The sequence below is a fragment of the Phytohabitans sp. LZ39 genome (genome assembly GCF_059359075.1).
In genome coordinates, this window is record NZ_JCADBM010000008.1 from 145,592 (window position 1) to 168,930 (window position 23,339).

General features: G+C 72.8%; 23 protein-coding genes. 13 read left to right on the top strand and 10 right to left on the bottom strand.

Features of this window, described 5'->3' with window-relative positions:
• Position 1 precedes the first annotated feature (1 nt).
• Entirely contained in the window at positions 2-2,881 is a 2,880-nt protein-coding gene (locus AC5L36_RS17735; RefSeq protein WP_441217326.1) for a glycoside hydrolase family 2 TIM barrel-domain containing protein, read from the bottom strand.
• A 70-nt stretch (positions 2,882-2,951) separates the two neighbouring features.
• Between AC5L36_RS17735 and AC5L36_RS17740 the strand changes: the two genes are divergently transcribed.
• The 6 genes from AC5L36_RS17740 to AC5L36_RS17765 all read left to right on the top strand — a co-directional run bounded on the left by AC5L36_RS17740 (position 2,952) and on the right by AC5L36_RS17765 (position 8,365).
• Entirely contained in the window at positions 2,952-3,710 is a 759-nt protein-coding gene (locus AC5L36_RS17740) for a S1C family serine protease (protein ID WP_441217328.1), read from the top strand.
• Between the two features lie 82 nt (positions 3,711-3,792).
• Complete coding sequence (locus AC5L36_RS17745) at positions 3,793-4,770, top strand: AAA family ATPase (protein WP_441217330.1); 978 nt, start codon at positions 3,793-3,795, stop codon at positions 4,768-4,770.
• Positions 4,767-5,651 carry a DUF58 domain-containing protein gene (locus AC5L36_RS17750; protein ID WP_441217332.1) on the top strand — a complete coding sequence of 295 codons (885 nt, stop codon included), beginning with the start codon at positions 4,767-4,769 and terminating at the stop codon, positions 5,649-5,651. The genes AC5L36_RS17745 and AC5L36_RS17750 overlap by 4 nt, the downstream gene beginning before the upstream one ends.
• A complete protein-coding gene (locus AC5L36_RS17755) occupies positions 5,648-6,619 on the top strand; it encodes a VWA domain-containing protein (RefSeq protein WP_441217334.1) in 972 nt (323 codons plus the stop codon). The genes AC5L36_RS17750 and AC5L36_RS17755 overlap by 4 nt, the downstream gene beginning before the upstream one ends.
• Positions 6,619-7,821: a VWA domain-containing protein gene (locus tag AC5L36_RS17760; RefSeq protein ID WP_441217336.1), complete on the top strand. Its 1,203-nt coding sequence runs from the start codon at positions 6,619-6,621 to the stop codon at positions 7,819-7,821. Before AC5L36_RS17755 ends, AC5L36_RS17760 begins: the two co-directional genes overlap by 1 nt.
• A complete protein-coding gene (locus AC5L36_RS17765) occupies positions 7,814-8,365 on the top strand; it encodes an RNA 2'-phosphotransferase (protein WP_441217338.1) in 552 nt (183 codons plus the stop codon). The genes AC5L36_RS17760 and AC5L36_RS17765 overlap by 8 nt, the downstream gene beginning before the upstream one ends.
• On the opposite strand, the gene AC5L36_RS17770 is transcribed toward AC5L36_RS17765, so the two are convergent.
• Positions 8,322-8,831, bottom strand: a complete 510-nt coding sequence (locus tag AC5L36_RS17770) for a hypothetical protein (RefSeq protein ID WP_441217340.1) — start codon at positions 8,829-8,831, stop codon at positions 8,322-8,324. The genes AC5L36_RS17765 and AC5L36_RS17770 overlap by 44 nt on opposite strands.
• 70 nt (positions 8,832-8,901) lie before the next feature.
• On the opposite strand from AC5L36_RS17770, the gene AC5L36_RS17775 reads away from it, so the two are divergent.
• Positions 8,902-9,795, top strand: coding sequence for a LysR family transcriptional regulator (locus AC5L36_RS17775; RefSeq protein WP_441217342.1), 894 nt, complete (start codon positions 8,902-8,904; stop codon positions 9,793-9,795).
• A 636-nt stretch (positions 9,796-10,431) separates the two neighbouring features.
• Here AC5L36_RS17775 and AC5L36_RS17780 read toward each other — a convergent pair.
• From AC5L36_RS17780 to AC5L36_RS17795, 4 genes are all read right to left on the bottom strand, one after another.
• Positions 10,432-10,791, bottom strand: coding sequence for a YkvA family protein (locus tag AC5L36_RS17780; RefSeq protein ID WP_441217344.1), 360 nt, complete (start codon positions 10,789-10,791; stop codon positions 10,432-10,434).
• 25 nt (positions 10,792-10,816) lie between these two features.
• The gene (locus tag AC5L36_RS17785) at positions 10,817-11,404 is read right to left on the bottom strand and encodes a dienelactone hydrolase family protein (protein ID WP_441217346.1); all 588 of its coding nucleotides are present in this window, start codon (positions 11,402-11,404) and stop codon (positions 10,817-10,819) included.
• Between the two features lie 10 nt (positions 11,405-11,414).
• Positions 11,415-11,855, bottom strand: coding sequence for an SRPBCC family protein (locus tag AC5L36_RS17790; protein WP_441217348.1), 441 nt, complete (start codon positions 11,853-11,855; stop codon positions 11,415-11,417).
• Between the two features lie 64 nt (positions 11,856-11,919).
• Positions 11,920-12,906, bottom strand: coding sequence for a TolB family protein (locus tag AC5L36_RS17795; RefSeq protein WP_441217350.1), 987 nt, complete (start codon positions 12,904-12,906; stop codon positions 11,920-11,922).
• 193 nt (positions 12,907-13,099) lie between these two features.
• On the opposite strand from AC5L36_RS17795, the gene AC5L36_RS17800 reads away from it, so the two are divergent.
• Genes AC5L36_RS17800 through AC5L36_RS17815 form a run of 4 tightly spaced genes read left to right on the top strand, consistent with a single transcriptional unit; the run spans position 13,100 to position 16,731 of the window.
• A complete protein-coding gene (locus AC5L36_RS17800) occupies positions 13,100-14,227 on the top strand; it encodes a glycosyltransferase (RefSeq protein ID WP_441217352.1) in 1,128 nt (375 codons plus the stop codon).
• A 10-nt stretch (positions 14,228-14,237) separates the two neighbouring features.
• The gene (locus AC5L36_RS17805; RefSeq protein ID WP_441217354.1) at positions 14,238-15,095 is read left to right on the top strand and encodes an aldo/keto reductase; all 858 of its coding nucleotides are present in this window, start codon (positions 14,238-14,240) and stop codon (positions 15,093-15,095) included.
• Between the two features lie 25 nt (positions 15,096-15,120).
• Positions 15,121-16,071 carry a TIGR03557 family F420-dependent LLM class oxidoreductase gene (locus tag AC5L36_RS17810; RefSeq protein ID WP_441217356.1) on the top strand — a complete coding sequence of 317 codons (951 nt, stop codon included), beginning with the start codon at positions 15,121-15,123 and terminating at the stop codon, positions 16,069-16,071.
• Positions 16,072-16,080: 9 nt separating this feature from the next.
• Entirely contained in the window at positions 16,081-16,731 is a 651-nt protein-coding gene (locus AC5L36_RS17815) for a class I SAM-dependent DNA methyltransferase (protein ID WP_441217358.1), read from the top strand.
• Between the two features lie 60 nt (positions 16,732-16,791).
• On the opposite strand, the gene AC5L36_RS17820 is transcribed toward AC5L36_RS17815, so the two are convergent.
• Both AC5L36_RS17820 and AC5L36_RS17825 read right to left on the bottom strand, forming a co-directional pair.
• Positions 16,792-17,958, bottom strand: a complete 1,167-nt coding sequence (locus tag AC5L36_RS17820; RefSeq protein WP_441217360.1) for a glycerophosphodiester phosphodiesterase — start codon at positions 17,956-17,958, stop codon at positions 16,792-16,794.
• Between the two features lie 53 nt (positions 17,959-18,011).
• Positions 18,012-19,163 (bottom strand): saccharopine dehydrogenase family protein, encoded by a 1,152-nt coding sequence (locus tag AC5L36_RS17825; protein ID WP_441217362.1) that lies wholly within the window; start codon positions 19,161-19,163, stop codon positions 18,012-18,014.
• 79 nt (positions 19,164-19,242) lie between these two features.
• On the opposite strand from AC5L36_RS17825, the gene AC5L36_RS17830 reads away from it, so the two are divergent.
• Complete coding sequence (locus tag AC5L36_RS17830) at positions 19,243-19,437, top strand: hypothetical protein (protein WP_441217364.1); 195 nt, start codon at positions 19,243-19,245, stop codon at positions 19,435-19,437.
• A gap of 217 nt (positions 19,438-19,654) precedes the next feature.
• On the opposite strand, the gene AC5L36_RS17835 is transcribed toward AC5L36_RS17830, so the two are convergent.
• The gene (locus AC5L36_RS17835) at positions 19,655-21,418 is read right to left on the bottom strand and encodes a putative glycosyltransferase family protein (protein WP_441217366.1); all 1,764 of its coding nucleotides are present in this window, start codon (positions 21,416-21,418) and stop codon (positions 19,655-19,657) included.
• A 16-nt stretch (positions 21,419-21,434) separates the two neighbouring features.
• Positions 21,435-22,154, bottom strand: coding sequence for a class I SAM-dependent methyltransferase (locus AC5L36_RS17840; protein ID WP_441217368.1), 720 nt, complete (start codon positions 22,152-22,154; stop codon positions 21,435-21,437).
• A gap of 136 nt (positions 22,155-22,290) precedes the next feature.
• Here AC5L36_RS17840 and AC5L36_RS17845 point away from each other — a divergent pair, with 136 nt between their 5' ends.
• The gene (locus tag AC5L36_RS17845; RefSeq protein ID WP_441217370.1) at positions 22,291-23,325 is read left to right on the top strand and encodes a sulfate ABC transporter substrate-binding protein; all 1,035 of its coding nucleotides are present in this window, start codon (positions 22,291-22,293) and stop codon (positions 23,323-23,325) included.
• Positions 23,326-23,339: the final 14 nt, after the last annotated feature.

A 23,339-nucleotide genomic window follows, 5' to 3' on the forward strand; every position in this document is an offset into this window, starting at 1 on the left:
GTCAGATCACCCGCAGCTCCAGGTCCAGCCGGGCCGGAGCGGCCGGCAGCAGGTAGGGCGGGAGGACGCCGGGACCGCAGGAGGCGGAGCCGATGCCGTTGTGGCCGGCGTCCAGCGTCAGCCAGGTGCGACCGTCCGGGACAAGGTCGGTCGGGTGCGCGGCCCGGTCCAGCGCCTCCGCGGTCCACGGCCGCACCGTGAGGCCGAACCGGGTCCGGCCCTCCACCCGCACGCCGCCGCCCTGCCCGGCCGTCACGGTCGCCCACCGGACGTCCGCGCGGCGGCCGTTCTCCTGCGGGAACACGTAGGGCGTCTGTAGGTCGGTGACCGTCCGGAACCACCGGCTCGTGCGGGTGGCCAGGCCGGTGTCCGGGTACGCCTCGCCCGGACCCCGGCCGAACCACTCCACCTGGTCGAGCTCGCCGGGCAGCGCGAACAGCACGCCGAGCGTCGGCAGCGGCCCGGGCAGATGCCCGTCGAGGTCGACGTCGACGACCAAGCCGAGGCGGTCGTCGGCGAGGGCGCTCCACGTGTACGTGGCGAGCAGCCCGCCGTCGGACGAGGCCGGGGCGACCCGGACGCGCACCACCGCGCCGGTGCCGGTGACGGTCACCTCGTCAAGGCGGTGGGTGAGGCGGTCGTAGCCGGCGCGGCGCCAGAGCGGTTCGAGGGCCTCGCCGTGCGGCGCGCGGTCGTTGTCGGTGGGCGCCCGCCAGACTTGCAGGCGCGGACCGTCGACGTCCCACCCGCCGAGGCGTACGAGGCGCCCGGTCCGCTCGTCCAGCACGCCCGGCCCGACGTGTACCCGGGCGCCGTCGCGCCGCACCGGGACCGGGGTGGCCGGCGGCGCGGCCGGGCGGCGGACGCCCACCGGCAGCTGGGTAGCGGCGACCTCGTGGCCGGCCTTGGCCCACGGCTCGTCGGCGGCGAGCACGGCCTGCACGGTCAGGTGCGCCTCGCCCTCGGTGGCCGGCAGGGCGGGCAGGTCGACCCGCACGCTCTCGCCGGCCGGCACGTCGCCCACCTCGAGCGCGCCCCGCGCGACCACCTCGCCGTCGTCTTCCAGCACCCACCGGAAGTCCAGGTCGGACAGTCCGCTGTGGATACGTCCGTTGTGGACGGCCAGGCCGCCGTCGCCGGTGGGGGTGAGCCGCACCGGTTCGAAGACCTTCTTCACATCCAGCAGGCCGGGCGACGGCGTGCGGTCCGGGAAGAGCAGCCCGTCGGCGACGAAGTTGCCGTCGTGCAGCAGCTCGCCGAAGTCGCCGCCGTACGCGAAGTACTCGCGCCCGTCCGCCGTACGCGCGCGCAGCCCGTGGTCGATCCACTCCCACACGAAGCCGCCCTGAAGGCGCGGGTACGTCTCGTACAGCCGCTGGTACTCGGCGAGCCCGCCCGGACCGTTGCCCATCGCGTGCGCGTACTCGATGTGGACGAACGGCATCCGGCGCCGCCGCGCGTCCAGCGCGGGGTCGTCGAGCGGCGCCTCCTCGCCGCGGCCGATCGCCTCGACCTCGGCGACGTTCAGGTACATGCGGCTGTACACGTCGACGTCGCGGCCGGTCCAGTCGCGCTCGTAGATCAGCGGGCGGCTGGGGTCGCGGTGCCGGGCCCAGCGGGCCATCGCGGCGAGGTTGCGGCCGCTGCCGCTCTCGTTGCCGAGCGACCAGAGCACGACGCTGGGGTGGTTCTTGTCGCGCTCGACGGTGCGCCGCATCCGGTCGACGAGCGCCGCCTCCCAGCGCGTGTCGTCGGCCGGGTTGCCCCGCCATTCCACGTCGCCGTAGCCGTGGGTCTCCAGGTCGCATTCGTCGACGACGTAGAGGCCGTACTCGTCGCACAGCTCCAGGAAGCGCGGGTGCGGCGGGTAGTGGCTCGTGCGCACCGCGTTGACGTTGTGCTGCTTCATGAGGCGCACGTCGTCGAGCATGTCCTCCTCGGTGACGGCGCGGCCGCGGTCGGGGTGGAACTCGTGGCGGTTGACGCCGCGGAAGAGCACGCGGCGGCCGTTCACGGTGATGACGCCGTCCTCGACGCGGATGGTGCGGAAGCCGATCCGCAGGCGCACGGTCTCGGTGGCCGTGCTGACCGTCGCGTCGTACAGGCGGGGGCGCTCGGCCGACCACGGCTCGACCGACGCCAGCGGCACGGTCTCGCCGGCGGCCACGTCGACGCCGAGCTCGGGGACGCGCACCCGGGCGTCCGGGGCGCTGGCGGCGACGGTCAGCGTGCCGGCGCCGGTCACGTGGTCGTACTCGGCGCGCACGTCGACGTCGTCGATCCCGCCGTCGGGACGGGCGACGAGGTCGACGCCGCGGAAGATGCCGGAAAGCCACCACATGTCCTGGTCTTCCAGGTAGCTGCCCGCGCTCCATTGCACGACGCGTACCGCGATAACGTTGTCACCGTCCGGCCGCAGGGCCTCCGTGGCGTCGAACTCCGTGGTCAGCCGGCTGCCGCTGGTGCGGCCGAGCTCGACGCCGTTGAGCCACACCCGGGCGGCGGAGTCGGCGCCGGCGAGGCGGAGCAGCGTGCTCCCGGGCGGCCAGCCGGCCGGGAGGCGAAACGTGTGCCGGTAGTCACCGGTCGGGTTTTCGTCGGGCACGTGCGGCGGGTCGAGCGGAAAGGGGTAGGTGACGTTCGTGTACGCCGGGGCGCCGTATCCGTGCAGCTGCCAGTGCGACGGCACCGGCAGGCTGTCCCAGCCCGCGTCGTCGAACGCCGGCCCGGTGAAGTCCAGCGGCCCGTCGGCGCGCTCTGCGTACCGGAAGCGCCACTGCCCGTCGAGCGGCAGCCGCGGGGCGTCGCTGTCGAGCCAGGCGCGGGCGGGCCGGGCGGTCGGTGGCGGGGCGAAGGATTCGTACCAGAGGCGTTCGCTCATGGCGGCAACCATACTGTGAGCGCTCACAGCAGGCTAGCCTGTGTGACTCCTCCACCGTTATCGTGTTGTGATGCGCCGCTGGACCGTACTCTGGGCGGCCGCGGTCGTGGCGCTCCTGCTACTCGCGGTCGCGCTGGTCCGATGGGGCCCCGGCGGCGGCGAGCCCGCCGCCGAGCCGACACCCTCGCCCGAGCCGACCGCCGTCGAGGCGCTCACCCCCGCCGAGGTCTACGAGGCGGTGGCCCCCTCGGTGGTCATCGTCGAGCGGCTCGCCGCGGGTAACCAGGTCGCCGGCACCGGCACCGGCGTCGTGGCCAGCGACACCGGCGTCATCCTCACCGCGCTGCACGTGGTCAAGGGCGGCGCGGTGCGGGTCACGTTCGCCGACGGCACGCGCTCGGCGGCGACCGTCGAGGCGAGCGACCCGGCCAACGACATCGCCGCGCTCGCGGTCACCGGCCTGCCCCAGGTGCTCGTGCCCGCCACGATCGGCAACTCGGGGCGCCTCGCGATCGGCGACACGGTCGTCGCGATCGGCAACCAGCTCGGCATGACCAGCAGCGCGACCGCGGGCGTGGTCTCCGGGCTCGACCGCGCCGCGGCCGGCGACGACGGCACCCGGCTGGGCGGCCTCATCCAGTTCGACGCCGCGGTCAACCCGGGCAGCTCGGGCGGCCCGCTGGTCAACACCCGCGGCGAGACGGTCGGCATCGTCGTCGCCCTGGCCAACCCGACCAAGGCCGGCACGTTCATCGGCATCGGCTTCGCGGTGCCGATCGGCACCGCCCTCGGCGGCGGCCCCGGCAGCAGCAACGGCCCACAGCGATAGGACACAGGATGAGCGGGAGTTGCGAGGCCACGGGCCTCGACCACGACGGCGAACGAGCGCCGAGCGACGGAGCGTGGTAGGCATGGACACCCCGGTGGAGCAGGTTCTCTACGAGGTCAAGAAGACCATCGTCGGCCAGGACGCCCTGCTCGAGCGGCTGCTGGTGGCGCTGCTCTCCCGCGGTCACATCCTCGTCGAGGGCGTTCCCGGCCTGGCCAAGACGCTCGCCGTCAAGGCGCTCGCCAGCGCGATCGGCGGGCAGTTCCACCGGATCCAGTTCACGCCCGACCTCGTGCCCGCCGACATCGTCGGCACCCGGGTCTACCACCAGCCGACCGGCGAGTTCCAGGTGTCGCTCGGTCCGGTCTTCACCAACCTGCTGCTCGCCGACGAGATCAACAGGGCGCCGGCCAAGGTGCAGAGCGCGCTGCTGGAGGTCATGCAGGAGCAGCAGGTGACGATCGGCCGGGAGACCCACCAGGTGCCGCGCCCGTTCCTGGTCATGGCCACGCAGAACCCGATCGAGTCGGAGGGCACGTATCCGCTGCCCGAGGCGCAGGTCGACAGGTTCATGATGAAGGTCGTGGTGGGCTACCCGAGCACCACGGAGGAGTTCGTCATCGTCGAGCGGGCCATCGCGGCGCCGCCGGCCACCCAGGCCGTCGCCGACCCCGAGCGGCTCATCGCGATGCAGGCCAAGGTCGAGCAGGTGTACGTGGACCCGGCGCTGATCGAGCACTCAGTCAGGCTCGCCGCCGCCACCCGCCGCCCGGCCGACGTCGGCCTCGACGACCTCGCCCGGTACGTGAGCTTCGGCGCCAGCCCGCGCGCCTCCATCAACCTGGTGCTGGCCGCCCGCGCGCTCGCGTTCGTGCGCGGCCGCGACTACGTGGTGCCGACCGACCTCACCGACCTCGCGCTCGACGTGCTGCGGCACCGGCTCGTGCTGTCGTACGAGGCGCTCGCCGACGACGTCACCCCGGACACCATCCTCACCCGCGTCCTGGAGGCGCTGCCCGCGCCGGACGCGCCGCCGCGGGCCAGAGCGGCCGTGTCGTGACGAGCCCGCCGGACCGCCTGCTGCGCCGCCTGGAGTGGCAGGTCGTGCGCCGCCTCGACGGGCGGCTGCAAGGCGCCTACCGCACGGTGTTCCGGGGCACCGGCATCGACTTCGCCGACCTGCGTGGCTACACGCCCGAAGACGACGTGCGGCACATCGACTGGAACGTCACCGCCCGCCTCGACGAGCCCTACGTCCGGCAGTACACAGAGGACCGTGAGGTGACCGCCTGGCTCGTGCTCGACCGGTCCGCGTCCATGCGCTTCGGCGTCGGCGCCGGCAAGGCCTCGGTGGTGACCGAGCTGGCGGTGTGCCTGGCGCGGCTGTTCACCCAGGGTGGCAACAGGGTCGGCGCGATCCTCTACGACAACCAGGTGCAGCGGGTCGTCCCGGCCCGCACCGGGCGCACCCACGTGCTCCACCTGACCCACGAGCTGACCAAGGACGGGCCGGCCCGCGACGACCGCCGCCCGACCGACCTCGCGGCGATGCTGCACCTGGCCGCGGCCACCGCGCGGCGGCGGGGGCTCGTCTTCGTCATATCCGACTTCATCGGCGAGCTCGACTGGGAGCCGGCGCTGACCCGGCTCGCCCTGCGGCACGAGGTGGTGGCGATCCGGGTCGTCGACCCGGCCGAGCTCGACCTGCCCGACCTCGGGCTGGTGCTGGTCGAAGACGCGGAGACCGGCGAGCAGCTGCTGGCCGACACCAGCGACCCGCTCTTCCGCCGGCGGCTGCGGGCCGAGGTCGACGCCCGCGAGTTCGCGGTCACCGGCGCGATGCGGCGGGCCGGTGCCGTCGACCACCGGCTCGGCACCGACCAGGACCTGGTGGGCGCGCTCGTCGACATGGCACAGCGGTCGAAACGGAGGCGGGCGTGAGCTTCGAGTACCCCCTCTTGCTGGCCGTCGCGGTGGCGGTCGGCGCGGGGCTGCTCGTGGCGTACCAACTGCTCCAGCGGCGGCGGGCGGCGGCGCTAGCGGCCGCCGGACTCCAGCCCACCCGGCGGCGCGGGCGCGTACGGCGGCATCTGCCGCCGCTGCTGATGCTCGCCGCGCTGGTGCTGCTCTTCCTCGGCGTCGCGCGTCCACAAGCGACAGTGCCGGTGCCGCGCGCCTCGGGCACGGTGATCCTCGCCTTCGACGTCTCCAACAGCATGGGCGCCAAGGACGTCACGCCCACCCGCCTCGCCGCCGCCCAGTCCGCGGCGGCCGCGTTCGTGCGCGCGCAACCGGACACAGTGGACGTCGGCATCGTCGCCTTCGGGCAGGGCGCGCTCACCACCCAGCTGCCCAGCGCCGACCACGACAGCACGGTCGCGGCCATCAACAGGCTCACCGTCGCCGGCGGCACGTCGCTGGGGCAGGCGATCCTCGCCTCGCTCTCCGCGATCGTCGGCCAGCCGGTGAGCCTGCCCGACCCGGACGCGGCCGAGCCGCCGCCCGATCTCGGCTACTGGCGTTCGGCGACGATCGTGCTCCTGTCCGACGGCGAGGACACCGGCGGGCCCGACGCGCTCGCCGCCGCCGAGCTCGCCGCGACCGCGGGTGTACACATCGAGACCGTCGGCGTCGGCACGGTGGAGGGCGCCACGATCGAGGTCGACGGGTACCAGATGGCGACCGCGCTCAACGAGGAACTGCTCACCGAGGTCGCGGAGACCACCGCCGGCTCTTACCATCGAGCTCAGGACGCACGGTCCCTCAACGACGTCTACGACTCGCTCGACCTGCGCATCACCACGGAAGACAAGCTTGTCGAGCTGACCGGGGCGGCGGTCGCGATCGCGCTGATCCTGCTCACGATCGGCGGGTTGCTCATGATCTCCTGGTTCGGACGGATCCTCTGATGTCGCTGACCTGGCCGTGGGCCCTCACCGCGCTCCTGGCCTTCCCGCTGCTGCTGGGTTACCGGTGGTGGCTGCGCCGCCGGCGCCGCCGCGAGACCGTGCGGGTCTCCAGCGTCACGCTGATCCGCGCCGCGCTGCCCGGCCGCTCGCTGTGGCGGCGGCGCGTCCCGCTCTGGCTGTTCGCCGCCGGGCTCGTTGTGCTCGCCGCCGGCGCCGCCCGCCCGCAGGCCTCGGTGCCGGTGCCGTCCAACTCCGCCACGATCCTGCTCGCCATGGACGTCTCCGCGTCGATGTGCTCCACCGACGTCGAGCCCAACCGGCTGAGCGCGGCGCAGGAGGCGGCGCGCGAGTTCGTCAAGGACCTCGACGAGGGCACGCGGATCGGGCTGGTCACCTTCTCGGCGATCGCCGGGCTGCTGGTCGAGCCGACCGACGACAAGGACGCGCTGCTCGCCGCGATCGACGACCTCAAGACCTCCCGCGGCACGGCGATCGGCCAGGCGATCCTCACCTCGGTCGACGCGATCGCCGAGATCAACCCGGACGTAGCGCCGACCGGCGTCGAGGTGCCGCCGGCGAGCGGCGATGCCGGCGCCTACGAGCCGGACACGATCGTCGTGCTCACCGACGGGCGCAACACGCAGGGCGTCGACCCGGTCACCGCCGCGGGCGAGGCGGCCGCGCGCAAGCTCCGCGTGTACACGATCGGTTTCGGCAGCACCGAGCCCGCGCCGTCGATCTGCACGCGCGAGCAGATCAGCGGCGACGCGGCGTACCGGGGTGACGGGAGCGGCGGCCCGTTCGGCGGCTTCGGCGGCCGCGGCCGCTACATGCAGGCCGACGAGGGCACGCTCACCGAGGTCGCCGACCTGACCGGCGGCGAGTTCTTCAAGGCCGAAAACGCGGACGCCCTCACCGAGGTGCTGCTCGACCTGCCCGACTCGATCACGCTCCAGCGCGAAAACGTCGAGATCACGGCGTGGTTCGCGCTGGTGGGCGCGCTGTTCGTGCTCGCCGGCGTGGGGCTGGCCCAGTGGTGGCAGCGCGCGGTCTCTCCGGTCGTGGCGGCCGTGCCGTCCCATGCCGAGCCGCCGCCGTCCGGTGCTGAGCCCGCGTCACGCGCCGAGGCGCCGCCGTCCCATGCCGAGCCGCCGCCGTCTCGTGCTGATCCTCCGGACGACGCGGTCTGGAAGCGTGGATAGCGCCGCGCTGGTCCGGCTGAGCCGGCGCCTGTCGTACATCCTGCGCCACGACCCGGCCAGCGTCGGCCTCACGCTCGACTCGCGGGGCTGGGTGGCGGTCGACGACCTGCTGGCCGCGCTCGGCACCTCGGTCAGCCGCGCCGACCTCGACGCGGTGGTGGCCGGCAACGACAAGCGCCGGTACGCGATCCGCCGCCGGCCCGACGGCCGCGACGAGATCCGCGCCAGCCAGGGCCACTCGGTGCCGGTCGACCTCGGCCTCGACCAGGTGTCACCACCGCCGGTCCTCTACCACGGCACGTCGGCCGCGGCGCTCCCCTCGATCCGGGCGCGCGGGCTGGAGCGGGGCGGGCGCCACCATGTTCACCTCTCGCCCGATGTCACCACCGCGCAGGTCGTCGGCCGGCGACGGCGCGGGCCGATCGCGGTGCTGGCCGTCGACGCGGCGGCGATGGCCGCGGCCGGGCACGCGTTCTACCGCAGCGCGAACGGCGTGTGGCTCACCGACCACGTCCCGCCGCGGTTTCTGCGAACGTCGCCGTGATCGCCTCCTCGGCGCTCGCCCACGTCGGTGTGTGCTCCAGCCACCGCGGCTGGCTCTCCCCGGACCCGAAGAGGTAGAGGCGCGGCACCAGCCCGCGCAGCGCCTCGTGCACCTCGAGCGTGTCGTCGACGAAGTGCGTGATGCCCAGCTCCGCGCAGTGGATCGCCTTGTCCCGCCGCTGCCGGCAGAAGCGCACATGGTCCGGCGGGATCCCGGTGCGGCCGGCGAAGTCGTGGTGCGCGAGCCACTGGAGTGTGCGCCGCTCCACCCGCTCGCCGCACTTGGAGACGAGCCACACCCGCCCGTCGAAAAGCGTCACGAGCCGCGCGATCGCCTCGAAAGCCCCCGGCATCGAGGGTGTGCGCAGCAGCCGCGCGGTGTCGCCGGTGAAGAACGCGGTGTCGCCGCCCTCGGGGTGCGCCGGCCCGTTGATGATGACCTTGCCGATGTCGATACCAAGTCTCATAGTCCCAGCGTGGGGCCCAGCGGCGCTTGAGCGGAACTATTCTTGATGGGCTCAGCTATAGTCCACGGTTATGGCTTTGGTGCCGTCGGTCTCCGGTGACGCGCTCACCGCGTTCGCCGTGTTCGCCGAGCACCTCAACTTCACCCGCGCGGCCGCCGAGCTGCACATCTCCCAGCCCGCCCTGCACGTCAAGGTGGCCAAGCTGGCCCGCACGCTCGACCGACCGCTCTACCACCGCAGCGGCCGCCGGCTGGTCCTCACGCCCGACGGCGAGGCGGTGGCCCGCTTCGCCCGCGACCACGACGACCGGCTGGCCCGCTTCCTCGGCGAGCTGCGCGCCACTCCCCCACACCAGCCGGTGATCCTCGCCGCCGGCCAGGGCGCCTACCTGTACCTGCTCGGCGACGTGGTGCGCGACGCCCTGCCGGCCCGCCTCCGCCTCGTCAACGGCGACCGGTCACAGACCCTCGCCGCGGTCCGCACCGGCCGCGCCCACATCGGCGTCGCCGTGCTCGACACGCTGCCCGACGACCTGACGACGGAGGTCCTCGCGACCTATCCACAGACCGCGATCCTCCCGGCCACCCACCCCCTGGCCCGCCGCCGCCGGCTGCGGCTCCGCGACCTGACCGGCGCCGCCCTCGTCGTACCGCCACCGCACCGTCCACATCGGATCGCCCTGGAACGCGCCCTGCGCGCGGCCGGCGTCGAGTGGTCGGTCGCGGTCGAAGCCGAGGGATGGCCCCTGACCGTCCACTTCGTCTCGCTGGGCCTGGGGCTCGCGGTCGTCAACGGCTGCGTCACCCCGACGGCGGGCCTGGTCAGCCGCCCGGTCGCCGACCTGCCCGACGTCCCGTACTACGCGTTCCACCGCCCCGGCGCCCTCGACGACCCACGCGTGGCCGACCTACTCGCCAGCACCCGCGCCCACCTCGCCGCGCGGGATCCCGGTGACCGACGTTGACTTGGACGCCGGTGCGCGAGGGTCGTGCCTCGCAACTGCTTGGTGCTTCCGGAGCCGAGGTCGCCGCGGCCTCCTCCTCGATCCAAGGAGATTTGGGCTACCGCGACGTCCGTCGTGGCCCGGACCGCTGCTCCCGCGGCCTCACCCGTCCGCTGTTGGTTGCGGTTAGTGCGCCTCCGGCGGGGCCGCGGGCTCCGGCCGGGCCGTCCCGGCTTGTCTTCTTTTCTTGGTGGGTGGTTGCGGTGGGAGCCGTGCCGCCTTCCCACTGTTTGGGGATGTGGCTCGGCATGTGGGCGGCGCCATGATCGTCGCGGCCGTCGCAGTCCCGGACCTCCCACGTAACGGGACAATCCGGGTCAGCAGTTGGAAGGCGTGGTGATCGTTAGCCCGGAACCTGTGTGACACGCGGGCGAAAATGCGGTTCTAGGGCTAACGATCATCGAAGCGCGGCGGACACCGGGGCTCGCGGAGCCCTGCTTGGCCGAGCCCCAAGCCCGGCCAAAAGCCGCGAAAGTCAAGGGGCCGACAAATCCAAGCTCTGATGGCAGGCCCCGCGGTAAACCGGGCTGGCCGCCGGCCAAGGTCTTGCCCGCGGGCCTACACCGCGGGCCCGGCAGCGGACGGCGTCGCGGCGGCTCAGCCTCGGGGGGCGGACTCACCTCTGGGACGGAGCTGGCGGCCGGGTCGCGACGCCGGCACGGGCGGGTGGAGGTCGGTTTTCGCGGCCTGGCGCTTGCGCACCAGGTGGGAGAGGTAGAGCAGCGAGCCGGCCAGCAGGCCCATGTCGTCGAGGTAGATGGGGTCGGGCAGCACGTCGACCGGCAGGATGGTGTAGAGCAGCGCACCGTAGAACGCCACCTTGCCGCCAGCACCCAGCTCGCCCAGCATCTTGCGGGTGCGCCACACGCGGAAGGCGAGCACGAGCGCGCCGATCAGCGTCGCCACGGCGACGATCGCGCCGAGGACGATGATCACGATCCAGGCTTCGCGCGACATGCCGTCACCGTATCCGAGCGGAGCGCTACCCGCCCGTTGGAGACAGCCCGTCGAGGAAGGCCAGCACGCGCTCGGTCAACAGCGCCGCGGCCGCCCGGTCGTAGGTCGGCAGTCCCGGGTCGGCCCACAGGTGCGCCTTGCCGGGGTAGAGGAACAGCTCCGCCTCCGGCGTCGCCTCGACGAACGCGCGGGCCGCGTCGAGGTCACCCTCGCCAGCGAAGATCGGGTCTTCGTCCATGCCGTGCACCTGCGCGGGTACGCCCGCGGGCCACCCGCCGAACTCGGACGGTGGCACGAACGCCTCCAGGAACACCGCGCCCCGCGCACCGGCCCGGGTCTGCGCGAGCCGCTGTGCCGGCAGGACGCCGAGGGAGTACCCGACGTAAACAAGCTCGGCGGGCAGCCCTTCGGCGGCGGCGACACCGTCTTCGAGCAGCGCCTCGAAGCCGAGCGCGCGGCCGTGGGCGATGCCGGCCTCGAGGGTGTCGAAGACCTTCCCGCCGTACAGGTCCGGGGTGTGCACCGCGTGCCCGGCCTTGCGGAGGCCCTCGGCGAAGTCGCGCTGTCCGCCGGTCAGCCCGAGCGCGTGGTGAAGGAAGAGAATCTCGGCCATGGGCCGTAGCCTAGGCCGCCGCCTCCAGCAGCCGCTTGAGGCTCGCGTAGCTGCGCGGCGCGCCCTTGGCGGCGAGCCGGCGGACCATCGGCGCGAGCGCCACCCCCACGCCGTGGCCGGCGAAGTCGAGCGTGAACGTGACCCGCGAGCGCCCGCCGTCCAGCGGCTCGACGGTGATCGAGGCGTTCGGCCGGATCGGCCCGTCGACGCCCTCCACGGCCCAGCGGCGGGGGTGGCTCAGCTCGGTGACCCGCTGCGTCATGGTGCGCTCCGAGCCGCCGACGCGGCGGGTGGTCGTGAAGCGGGCGCCCACCTCCGCGCGGTATCCGTCCTCGACGTCGACCCGCAGGACGTCGCCCTGCCAGTCGGGGAAGTGGGTGGGGTCGGTGACGTACGCGAAGACCTCGTCCTGGGGCCGCGCGATCTCGATGGTGCTGGTCAGAGCGGACATGATGCCTCCCGAAACTCGTCGTCACAGCCTTGACGGATGCGCCGGCGAGAAGGTGACAGGAGGCTCAGGACCAGGAGGCATGCGCCTCGTAGGCCGGGCCGACGGTGAGCCGCTGTGGGTCGCGCCCGCTGGGACGGACGATCCAGACCGACGGCGCCTTGACCTTGCCGCGGGTGAAGGCGATCCACTGGCCGTCCGGCGACCAGGTGGGGTCCATGTCCTGCGCGGTGCCGGTGGTGACCGGCCTGTTGTCCGTGCCGTCCGGCCGCACCACCCAGATGTCCGACTGGCCGGAGACCTCGCCGTTGCGGGTGTACGCGATCCACTCGCCGCCCGGCGACCAGCAGGGGTCGGCGCAGTTGACCTTGTCTTTGGTCAGCCACAGCGGGGTGGCGTCGGGCTGGTCGAGCCGGACGATCGCGATCTGGCGGTTACCCCGCGTGTTGATCCACATCGCTACCTGGTCGCCCGCGCGGGACCAGGTGGGGTCGTCCTTGTCGTCCGGGGTGTGGGTGATCTGCTTCGGCTTCGCCTCGCCGAGGGTGAGCGTGAAGAGCTGGTTTCGCCCGTCTACCTTGTCCACATAGGCCAGTCGCTTGTCATCGCCGGACCAGCACACGCGGGTGCCGCGTGTCACCCGGTCGACGACGACCTGCTGGTTGGATCCGTCCGGGTTCATGGTCACGATCTGCCACCAGTTGCCCGCGTCCCGGATGTACACGATGGTCTTGCGGTCGTGCGACCACTGGGGCAGCGCGTCGTGACCGGAGTCGGCGAGCTTGGTGCGCTTGTCGGTGCCCGGGGTGACGCCGTAGACGAACGAGCTCTCGCCCTGGTCGAAGCGGACGAGCATGGTCTCGCTCGGATACGGCCGCGGGCTGCCGGTCGGTGCCGAGCCGAGCCCGCCGCTGCCGTCGGGGGCGTCACCGCCGTCGCCGGCGCGAGGCGGGTCGCCGGCCAGCGCGTAACCGGTCACGGCGCCCACCGCCGCGAGGCCGGCCAGCACCGGTATCCCGATGATGATCGTGCGCCGGTCCACGACGGACGCCATCGTCCCTCCCTTGACGTCGACAAACGCTGGCGCCGCGCCCCCGCCACGGCCAGCCAGATAGTGGCACCCGGAGGCAAGCCCGACAAGGAACGGGTTTGGCGGGTAGAGTCTCGGGAACATCACGGCCAGGTCTCGACAAGGTCACGGCGCGTCGAGGCCGCGGTGTGTCAAGGTCACGGCGGATGGAGCGTAGATGCGCATCGCGATGCTTTCAGTCGACCATCGGCCAGTGCGCCCGGCGAGCCGTGAGTGGACGGCCGCACCGGCGGTGCACGTCACCGAGCTGGCGGGCGCCCTCGCCGGTCTCGGCCACGACGTGCGGGTCTACACCCGGCGGGCCAACCCGTCGCAGCCCGAGGCCAAGCTGGGCGCCGACGGCGTGACCACCGTGGCGGTGCCCGAAGAGGAGGGTGACGCCTTCGGGCAGTGGTTGGACGCGGCGTGGCGGCTCGGCTGGGAGCCGGACGTCGTGCACGCGCACGCCCTGCCCTCCGCGGTCGCCGCGATGGTGGCCCGCAAGCTGACCAGCCGGCCCACCGCCGTCACCCTCCACGGGCAGGAGGAAGGTGACGCCGCCGCCATCGCGGGCACCGCCGACGCCGTCGTGGCGCTCTGCCGCGCCGAGGTGGACGGAGTGCTGCGGCTGGGCGCCGCCCCGACCAACATGTCCGTCATCTCACCCGGGGTAGACATCGGCAGGTTCGCCCCCGAAGGGCGGTCCTGGGCCCGCCGCCGGACCCACCGCGTGCTCGCGGTGGGTCAACTCGTCGCGGCCAGCGGGTTCGCCGCCGCCGTCGAGGCGCTCCCCGAGCTCGGCGACACCGAGCTCGTCGTCGTGGGGCGACCGCGACCGCCGTCGAACGGGCTCGGGCCACACGCCGCCGAGCTGCGCGCCCTCGCCGTCAACCACGGGGTACACGAGCACCTCCGGCTCACCGGCGCGGCACCCTACGCCGACATGCCCGGCTGGTACCGCTCCGCCGACCTGCTCGTGTGCACGCCGGAGCACGCGTCGTTCAGCCGCGCGGCGATCGAGGCGATGGCCTGCGGGATACCGGTGGTGGCGACCGGGCCGGTCGAGAGCGTCGTCGACGGCGCAACCGGCCGCGTCGTGCCGCCCGACCAGCTCGCCGGCACGATCCGCGACCTGCTCGCCGATCCGGACCTGCGCCGCGCCTACGGGGTCGCGGCGGCCGAGCGGGTGCGCGGCGCGTACGACTGGGCGGTGGCCGCGCGGCGCACCGTCGAGGCGTACGAGCGGGCGATGGACCAGCACGCGCTCAGCCACGACACCGCCGCCGCGCCGCGGCTGGCCGCGTAAGCTTCGGTACGTGATCGCAAAGGTCCCGTTCGGCGCGACCGGACACTCCTCCAGCCGGGTCATCTTCGGTGGTGCGGCGCTGGCCGCCGTCTCCAAGGGCGAGGCCGACCGCACGCTCGACGCCCTGCTCGCCCACGGCATCAACCACATCGACGTCGCGGCCGGCTACGGCGACGCGGAGCTGCGGGTGGCGCCGTGGCTGCGCCGCCACCCCGACACGTTCTTCGTCGCCACCAAGACCGGCGAGCGGAGCTACCGCGGCGCGCGCGAGCAGATCCACCGCTCGCTGGAGCGCCTCGGCGTCGACCGGATCGACCTGATCCAGCTGCACAACCTCGTCGACGTCATCGAGTGGGAGACCGCGCTGCGCGACGGTGGCGCGCTCGAGGCCGCCGTCGAGGCGCGCGAGGAGGGGCTGGTCCGGTTCATCGGTGTGACCGGCCACGGCCTCTCCGTGCCCGAGATGCACCGCCGCTCGCTGGAGCGCTTCCCGTTCGACTCGGTGCTGCTGCCGTACAACTACCGGCAGATGAAGGACCCCCGCTACGCGGAGACGTTCGACGCCGTGGCCGCCGTGTGCGCCGAGCGGGACGTCGCGCTCCAGACCATCAAGAGCCTCGCCTACCGCCCGTGGGACGGCCGGCCCAAGACCGCCAACACGTGGTACGAGCCGCTGACCGAGCAGGCCGACATCGACCTCGCGGTGCACTGGGTGCTCGGCGACCCGCGGGCGTTCCTGCTGACGACCGGCGACGTGGACATCCTCCCCCGCCTGCTCGACGCGGCCGAGCGCTTCACCGAGCGCCCGTCCGACGAACGCATGGACGCCCTCGTCGCCGAGCGCGAGCTGTCGCCCTTGTTCATGTAGCCCGAAACCTGGGTACAGGGCCGGCATGCGGATCGGCTACTTCCTGTCCAGCGAGGAGTACCGCCCGGACGAGCTGCTGGCCCAGGCCAGGGGCGCCGAGGCGGCCGGCTTCCAGGCGCTGTGGATCTCGGACCACTACCACCCCTGGATCGACGCCCAGGGGCAGAGCCCGTTCGTCTGGTCGATGATCGGCGCGCTCAGCCAGGTGTGCCGGCTGCCGGTCACGACCGCGGTCACCTGCCCGACCGTCCGCATCCACCCGGCGGTTGTCGCGCAGGCGGCCGCCACCAGCGCGGTGCTGCACGAGGGGCGCTTCGTGCTGGGTGTGGGCAGCGGCGAGGCGCTCAACGAGCACATCTTCGGCGACGCGTGGCCCAGCGCGGACGTGCGGCTGGAGATGCTCGAAGAGGCGATCGACGTGATGCGCCGGCTGTGGGACGGCGGCTTCGTCGACCATCGCGGCCGGCACTACACCGTCGAGAACGCGCGGATCTACACCCGCCCCGAGCGGCCACCCGCCGTCTACGTGTCCGGCTTCGGCCCCAAGGCGGTCGACCTCGCCGCGCGGATCGGCGACGGCTACGTCAGCACGATGCCCGACGGCGACCTGGTCCGCCGCTTCCGCGATGGCGGCGGCGGCGACAAGCCCTGCCAGGGCGGCTTCAAGGCGGCGTACGCGGCGAGCGCCGAGGAGGGCGCCCGCATCGCCCACGAGCGGTGGCCCAACGCGGGCGTGCCGGGCGAGCTCTCCCAGGTGCTGCCGTCGCCGCGCCACTTCGAGCAGGTGTCGCGGCTCGTCACACCGGAGATGGTCGGCGAGTCCTTCGCCTGCGGCGACGACCCCGAGCCGCACCTGCGCAAGATCGAGGAGTACGCCGAGGCCGGGTTCGACGAGGTCTACGTCGCCAACACAGGGCCGCACTGGCAGGGCCTCTTCGACATGTACGCCGAGAAGGTGCTGCCCAGCCTCGCGTAGTGTGCTCGGGTGACCGAGACCCTGCCATACCTCGAAGAGACGCGGACCGCCTACGACACCGTCGCCGCCGACTACGCCGAGACGCTCAAGGACCATCTCGCCGGGGCGCCGCTGGAGCGGGCGCTCCTCGGCGCGTTCGCCGAACTGGTCGAGGCCGGCCCGGTCGCCGACGTCGGGTGTGGCCCCGGCCGGATCACCACCTATCTCGACAAGCTCGGCGTCGACGTGCGCGGCGTCGACCTGTCGCCGGAGATGGTGGCGGTCGCCCGCCGCCTGTACCCGGGGATCTCGTTCGTGGTCGGCACCATGACGGACCTGGACCTTCCGGACGGCGCGCTCGCCGGCCTCGTGGCCTGGTACTCGATCATCCACACGCCGCCGGAGCGGCTGCCGCTGGTCTTCGCCGAGTTCGCGCGGGTGGTGCGGCCCGGTGGGCATCTGATGACGGCGTTCCAGGCGCCCTGGGAGGGCGACTTCGAGAAGCGGCGGATCGAGCAGGCCTACGGGCACGCGGTCGCGGCGGACGCCTACCGCCTGTCGCCGGACCGGATCACGGACCTGCTGGCGGCGGCCGGCTTCGAGGTGACCACGCGGGTGGTGCGCCGGCCGGAGGGCCCGCTGGAGTCGACCCCGCAGGCGTACCTGCTGGCCCGCCGCTAGAGCCGTGGCCACAAACCTTCACCGGGGAAGCCGGCCAACGTTTGTGGCCACCGCACTGGGCTAGACGCGCGTGCGGGACGGGTGCACGGCGCCGTCGCCGGCGAACGTCGCCACCGCGCCGCGCCAGTGCTTCGCCGGCAGGGCCACGCAGCCCGCGTACCCGGTGGTCAGGCTGGCCGACTTGCGGCCCTTGGACAGGGAGACGGTCTTACCTGGGAAGCCGAGCCCGTTGCGGGCGTTGACCAGGCAGATGTCGCCGTGGTGCCGCACGGTGAGGCGGGAGCGGACCGCCTCGCCGGCCGCAGCGACGATCAGCGCGGGCTGGTTGGTCTGCACGCCGTCGGCGCCGATCGACCGGGCCAGCTGGAACTGCGCGACCTCCTGGTCCGGGCCGGCGTCGTACGCGTGCGGCATCACGATCGCGCAGGCGTCGTGCGCGGCGACGACCGACTCGGGCGTGTACTCGTCGAGCCGCGAGCCGAACACCTTGAAGACCTCGCCGATCTCGTAGATCAGGAAGGTGGGTTCCCAGGCGTCCCGGTTGTAGATCAGCCGGGCGGCCGGCGCCGCGACGAGGACGCGCGGGTCGGCCGAGTTGAAGATGGACTCCTCGATCAGGCCGTACCGCCCGACGAGCGCGGCCAGCTGGCCCTCCTCGGTCACCGAGCCCTTGATGTCGAGCTCCAGGCCGCCGCCGACCCGCCGGGCCAGCGCGAGGATCTCCTCCAGCGACGCCACCTTCGACCCGTCGTACGCGCCGCCCTTCCACGGCTCGTAGTCGGCCGCGTTGAGCGCGCGGATCTCGGCGTAGGTGAGGTCGGCGACCGCGCCGGTGCCGTCGGTCGTACGGTCCACAGTGGAGTCGTGCATCGCGACGAAACGCCCGTCGCGGGTCTGCTGCACGTCCACCTCGACGAGGTCGACGCCGTAGGCGAACGCGTACTCGTAGGACTTGAGCGTGTTCTCCGGCGCGAGCGTGAGCGCGCCGCGGTGTGCGGAGATGACGACGTTGTCCGAACCCGCGTCCGGCGTGCCGGCGTCCAGCCAGCGGCCGGGCTCGGGCACCTGGTCGCAGGCGGGCGGTGCGGCCAGCTGCTTCAGCGCGGCCAGCGCCTGCCGGTACTGCTCGACCCGCGGATCCTCGTCGGCCCGCGCGGCCGCGCCGGTGGCCAGCAGGCCCGCGACGGCGCCGGCCGCGACGAGCGCCCGCATGATGTGAGATCTCATGCCTGTCGAGTCTCGACTCCACCCGTGAAGCCGAGGTGGCCCGGCGCTGATCTTTACGTGATGACGCGGAACGTCATGCCGGCCTTCTCCAGGCGGGCCCGGAGCGCGTCGCCCATCGCGACCGCCGTCGTCAGCTGCCCCGCCAGCGCCGGGAGCTCGTCGTGGGTCAGGCACAGCGCCGACTCGGCCAGCATCTTCGCCGTCTCGCCGTAGCCGGGGTCGCCGCCCGCCATCTCGGTGAGCACCCGGCGGTCGCCGCTCTCGGCGACGAAGCGCATGCGGAACCAGCCGCGGGCGCGCTGCTCCTCGGACGGTCCGGCGCCCGGCGGGAGGAGCCGGCCCAGCGCGCGGCGGGTGGGGCCGAGCTGGGCCAGGGCGAACGCGCCACCCGCGCCGGCCGCGAACGCCGCCGCGGTGATCGGGTTGCGGACGCCGATGAAGTGGCCGTACGTGAAGTCCGGGCCGTACCGGTCCAGCGCCCGCGCCGACGAGACCACGATCAGCGGGTCGATGCTCGACATCGGCAGCGCGTACAGCCCGAGTGCCGGCTGGCGGTGCGGGCGCCCGGACACGCCGCGGACCCGCCGCCCGGTGACCCGCGGCTCGACCCGGCGGCGCGCGGCGTGGGCGGCCGCGGCGGCGCGGAAGCGGCCGAAGTTGAGCAGCACGGTGTTGAACGTGCCGCCGGACGGGCGGCCGCCCGCGCTGATGTAGCCGCGCATCCGGATCGGCTCGCCCTCCGGCAGCTGCTGGACGGTGAAGAGGGCGCCGAGGTCGGGCGGGATCGAGTCGAAGCCGCATGCGTGCACCAGGCGGGCGCCGGTGCGGGCCGCGGTGGCGTGGTGCTCCACGTACACCCGGTCGAGGAACTCGGGTTCGCCGGTCAGGTCCACGTAGTCGGTGCCGGCGGCGGCGCAGGCGGCGACCAGCGGCCCGCCGTACCGGATGTAGGGGCCGACCGTGGTCGCGACCAGACGCGCCGAACCGGCCAGCTCCCTGAGTGCGCGCTCGTCGCCGGCGTCGGCGGTGACCACGTCGACGGGCACACCGAGCCGGTCGCGGGCCGCGCGCAGGCGGTCGCCGTCCCGCCCGGCGAGGGCCCACCGCAGGCCGGCCGGCGCGTGCGCGGCCAGGTATTCGGCGGTCAGCCGGCCGGTGAAGCCCGTGGCGCCGAAGAGCACGATGTCGTACGCCCGATCCGTCATTACCGGAGAGTAGTCAAAACGCATGATCCATCGCAGGTCCGGGTACCAGATGGGAAACCACCTAGACGGGAGGACCACGATGAGAAGGGCCATCGGCCGTTGGGCCGTGCTGGCGGTCGCCGTTCCCCTGGCGGCGGTGGGTGCGCGGCGGATCGGTCAGGCCGTCGAGGCGCGCCGCGGCTCCAATCGCGTCTCGCGGTTGCTGCACAAGGGCGCCGACACGCTGCAAAGCATGACCGGACGCAAGCGGAAGCACCGCTTCGGGTTCCGCTGATAACCAGCCCCACGGCGGCCCGCGCACGCTATCGTGCGCGGGCCGTCCGGCTGACGCGTTTCATTGAAGGCCTTGGATATTTCGATGGGCTTCCGTAACATCGGCAGGCGAACCTGCGGGGTCCGGCGGAGAGGCACCCCGACCCGAAGCACGCAGGCTCGGCGGTTTACCCCCACCATCAGGAGCCAGCGGTACCCACGGCGCGGCGCCCCGTCGCTCACAAGCGATAGAGCACCGCGCCGTCGATGTCTTCGCGGGTGATACCGAGGCCGTCGATCGGCCGGGTCTGCACACCGTCCCAGGGCGTGCCGGCCAGAGCCGCGGGCAGCACGAGCACGTCCTTGACGCCGATCCCCCGCAGGTACGCGATGGAGGTCGGGTCCGGGAACGTGACGGTGGCCGCGCGGGTCTGCGCCTGGGTGGCCGGCTCGAAACCGGCCATGCCGTTGGCTATCCGCGGCCAGCCGTCGACCGTCCACATCATGTAGTGCAGCTCGATCAGGCCGGTGGCGGGCAGCACCAGCAACGGTTCGCGGGCCTGCGCGAAGGCGGCCGGCGGCTGCGGCACCGGCGGGTGGCCGGTCTTGTTGACGCCCTCGCCGAGCACCAGCAGCAGCGGGACGACGAGCGCCACCCGCGCCACGGTGCGGCCGGCGCCCTTGAGCACGTCGGCGTTGCGGACCGCCTCGCTGACCGCGCCGGCGGCGAGGATGGCCAGCAGCAGGCTGATCCAGATCATCAGGCGGCCGGGGGTGCGCAGCGCGTCCCAGCCCGGCAGGTGCTTGGAGAGCGTGATGTAGCCGGGGTCGCCGTCGCCGCCGAGCTTCGCACCCATGGCGAGCAGGGCGGTGCCGACCGCGCCGGCGGCCAGCATGACCCGGTGGCGCACCGAGAAGATCGAGAAGAACAGGCCCGCGGACGCCAGCACGATCAGCGTGATGCCGGGCAGCAGCGCCATCTCCGGCGGCCAGGTCAGCTGCTCACGGGCGGCCGTGTGGCGCTCGCCCCAGAACCACGACTCGGCCGGCGCGGTGAAGAACGCCTTGACCGGCGGGGAGAACATGATGGTCCACTCCAGGCCGCGCTTGCTGCCCGGGTTGAGCTCGATGACCTTCAGGTACGCCATCGCGATCGAGACGGTGACCAGGCCGAAGATCGCGCCGCCGGCGAGGTTGGCGATCAGCAGCTTGCGGCCGAACGGCGGGCGGGCCTTCTTGCGCCACCACGACCACGCGTACGTGGCGGCCGCGACCACGCCGGCGCCGAACAGGAAGTACACGAATGGCAGGCCGATGCCGAAGCCGAGGCTGACCTGCCAGGCCGCGGTCAGCCAGCCGGCCACCACCCAGCCCGGCCTGCGCTTGTCCGGCTGGTACCCGCCGGTGAGGGACCAGCCGTGGCCGCGGGCCAGCATCGCGAGCGAGAGGGCGATGCCGCCGGTGGAGAGGATGTTCATGTGGCCGCCGTGCGCCAGCCGCCACGGCGCGAACGCCCACGCGATGCCGGCCACCGCCGCGCCGAGCTTGCCCGCGCCGAGCTGGCGGACCAGCGCGTACGCCCCGATGAACGCGAGCGCGTACAGCAGCACGTACAGGATGTTGTAGCGAACGATCGTGGCCTCGAGGCCGGAGCCGATCCACCCGGCGGGCGCGTAGCCGAGCAGCGTGTCCGTGTACACGTAGGTGTACCGCTCGGGGTAGAACGTGTTGGAGTCCCACAGGCTCAGCGGGTCGGTGAGCAGCGCGTGGCCGCCCCACGCGATTTGCCACGACTGCACTGTCGGGTCGCCGATGTCGCCCGGGATCGTCGAGGCGGGGTGCTTGAGCGTGGGCCAGGTCAGCACCACCGCCAGCAGCAGGCCGCCGAGCACGGCGAGGGTCCACTCGTGCGCGAGCACCCGCCAGACGCGCCCGCGTCCGGACCCGCCTTTCGGCTCGTCGGAGGCGGCCTCGGGCTCGATCGTGGGCGCTGCGGCTTCCATAGCAGTCGATGTTAGGTCAGACACCCGCGCCATCCGATACCTGGACGTGTAGCACCGTGAACGCGTTGAGGTGCCAGCCGGGCACCCGGAACGGCCGCCAGCTCACCCCCACCCGGTCGGTGCGGAAGACGTGCCGCGCCTGAGCCAGGAGCGACGGGAAGTGGTTGCGGTGGTCGAGCGCCGTGACCACCTGGTACATCTCCGCGATGCCCTGCCGGCGGGCGGCCCGGCCCGACGTGAGCGCCTTGCCGGCGCGGTAGGCCACGCCGGGGTCGGTCGGCAGCAGGATCGTGACCGTGCCGCCGGCCGCGGTGACCCGGCGCATCTCGCCCAGCGCGGCGAACGGGTCGGGCAGGTGGTGCAGCAGGCAGGTCGCGATCACCCGGTCGAAGCGGCCGTCGGGGTACGGCAGCGCGGCCACGTCGCAGGCCGCGACGCTCACCCGCGGGTCCGCCGCCACCTCCTCGGTCGGACGCGGCTCGCGGAGGTCGGTCAGCAGGTACTCGTCGAACCGGTGCCGCACGTACGGCACGTGCTCGCCGCGGTTTCCGCCCACCTCCAGCACCCGGGCGAAGCGCGCCTCCGGCCCGTACGCCGCCTCCATCGACCGGTGCAGGTAGCGCTCGAAGAACGACCCGTCGGCGGTCGCGGCGGTGGTCGAGTAGTGGTCCTCGTACCACCGGGTCAGCAGGTCGTGCGCGCTCTGACCGGGAGCGGGGCGGTCGTCAGGGGGCATGGCGTTTCCTTGTGCCGCGGGGGCGGGCCGAATTCGACCGAATGTTACCGGTCCCGTACCGCCAGCCATCCACCGGTCGGTTACGAATCTCTACTTGACCTTGAAAGTCTATGGGTTAAGTGGAATATTGCGAGGCGTGACGAAGATACGTTCCAGAGCAGCCATCGCCTTCGCACTCGCGGCCGGCCTGGCTCTTTCCGCTTGTGGTGGGGGCGACGACGCCTCCTCGGGCAGTGGTGGCGACACCACTCTCAACATCGTTGGTTTCGCCGTGCCGGAGCAGGCCAACAAGGCCATCGCCGCGGAGTGGAACAAGACGCCCGAGGGCAAGGGCGTCAAGTTCCAGACGTCGTACGGCGCGTCCGGCGACCAGAGCCGCGCGGTGGTGGCCGGCCTCAAGGCCGACTACGTGCACTTCTCGGTCGCCAGCGACGTCACCCGCCTCGTCGACAAGGGTCTGGTCGACGCGACCTGGGACGACGGCCCCACCAAGGGCGTGGTCTCGTCCTCGGTCGTCGTGCTGGCCGTGCAGAAGGGCAACCCGAAGAATATCCAGGGCTGGGACGACCTGGTCAAGCCGGGCATCAAGATCGTCACGCCCAACCCGGCCTCCTCCGGCGCCGCCCGATGGAACGCCCTGGCCGCATGGGGGCACATCGCCGCCAACGGCGGCACCGAGGCGCAGGCCACCGAGTTCCTGAAGAAGCTCTTCGCGAACGTGAGCTCGCTGCCCAACAGCGGCCGAGACGCCACGACGAGCTTCCTCAACGGCGGCGGCGACGTGCTGCTGGCGTACGAGAACGAGACCATCCTCGCCACGCAGAGCGGCGAGGAGCTCGAATGGATCTACCCGGACACCACCATCAAGATCGAAAACCCGGGCGCGGTCCTCAAGAACGCCAACCCGAAGGCGCAGGAGTGGCTCAACTTCGTGCTGAGCGACAAGGGGCAGCGGCAGTTCGCGTTGAAGGGCTTCCGGCCGATCGTCGACGGCGTCGACACCACCGGCATCGAGGGCGTCCCGGACCCCAACAACCCGTTCCCCACGCCGAAGAAGCTGCTCACCGTCGAGAACGACTTCGAGAGCTGGTCCGCCCTGTCGAAGAAGTTCTTCGACGAGAAGGAGGGCATCATCACGAAGATCATCGCTGAGTCGGGCAAAGCTCAGTGAGCGAGCGAGTTGGC

What these genes read in the sequence shown, in the direction of transcription:
- AC5L36_RS17820 (WP_441217360.1), bottom strand. Translation starts at nt 17,958, where the DNA reads ATGAGATCTCACATCATGCGGGCGCTCGTCGCGGCCGGCGCCGTCGCG.
- AC5L36_RS17825 (WP_441217362.1), bottom strand. Translation starts at nt 19,163, where the DNA reads ATGACGGATCGGGCGTACGACATCGTGCTCTTCGGCGCCACGGGCTTC.
- AC5L36_RS17780 (WP_441217344.1), bottom strand. Translation starts at nt 10,791, where the DNA reads ATGTCGCGCGAAGCCTGGATCGTGATCATCGTCCTCGGCGCGATCGTC.
- AC5L36_RS17790 (WP_441217348.1), bottom strand. Translation starts at nt 11,855, where the DNA reads ATGTCCGCTCTGACCAGCACCATCGAGATCGCGCGGCCCCAGGACGAG.
- AC5L36_RS17770 (WP_441217340.1), bottom strand. Translation starts at nt 8,831, where the DNA reads ATGAGACTTGGTATCGACATCGGCAAGGTCATCATCAACGGGCCGGCG.
- AC5L36_RS17740 (WP_441217328.1), top strand. Translation starts at nt 2,952, where the DNA reads ATGCGCCGCTGGACCGTACTCTGGGCGGCCGCGGTCGTGGCGCTCCTG.
- AC5L36_RS17830 (WP_441217364.1), top strand. Translation starts at nt 19,243, where the DNA reads ATGAGAAGGGCCATCGGCCGTTGGGCCGTGCTGGCGGTCGCCGTTCCC.
- AC5L36_RS17835 (WP_441217366.1), bottom strand. Translation starts at nt 21,418, where the DNA reads ATGGAAGCCGCAGCGCCCACGATCGAGCCCGAGGCCGCCTCCGACGAG.
- AC5L36_RS17735 (WP_441217326.1), bottom strand. Translation starts at nt 2,881, where the DNA reads ATGAGCGAACGCCTCTGGTACGAATCCTTCGCCCCGCCACCGACCGCC.
- AC5L36_RS17810 (WP_441217356.1), top strand. Translation starts at nt 15,121, where the DNA reads ATGCGGATCGGCTACTTCCTGTCCAGCGAGGAGTACCGCCCGGACGAG.
- AC5L36_RS17785 (WP_441217346.1), bottom strand. Translation starts at nt 11,404, where the DNA reads ATGGCCGAGATTCTCTTCCTTCACCACGCGCTCGGGCTGACCGGCGGA.
- AC5L36_RS17775 (WP_441217342.1), top strand. Translation starts at nt 8,902, where the DNA reads ATGGCTTTGGTGCCGTCGGTCTCCGGTGACGCGCTCACCGCGTTCGCC.
- AC5L36_RS17800 (WP_441217352.1), top strand. Translation starts at nt 13,100, where the DNA reads ATGCGCATCGCGATGCTTTCAGTCGACCATCGGCCAGTGCGCCCGGCG.
- AC5L36_RS17745 (WP_441217330.1), top strand. Translation starts at nt 3,793, where the DNA reads ATGGACACCCCGGTGGAGCAGGTTCTCTACGAGGTCAAGAAGACCATC.
- AC5L36_RS17840 (WP_441217368.1), bottom strand. Translation starts at nt 22,154, where the DNA reads ATGCCCCCTGACGACCGCCCCGCTCCCGGTCAGAGCGCGCACGACCTG.
- AC5L36_RS17795 (WP_441217350.1), bottom strand. Translation starts at nt 12,906, where the DNA reads ATGGCGTCCGTCGTGGACCGGCGCACGATCATCATCGGGATACCGGTG.
- AC5L36_RS17760 (WP_441217336.1), top strand. Translation starts at nt 6,619, where the DNA reads ATGTCGCTGACCTGGCCGTGGGCCCTCACCGCGCTCCTGGCCTTCCCG.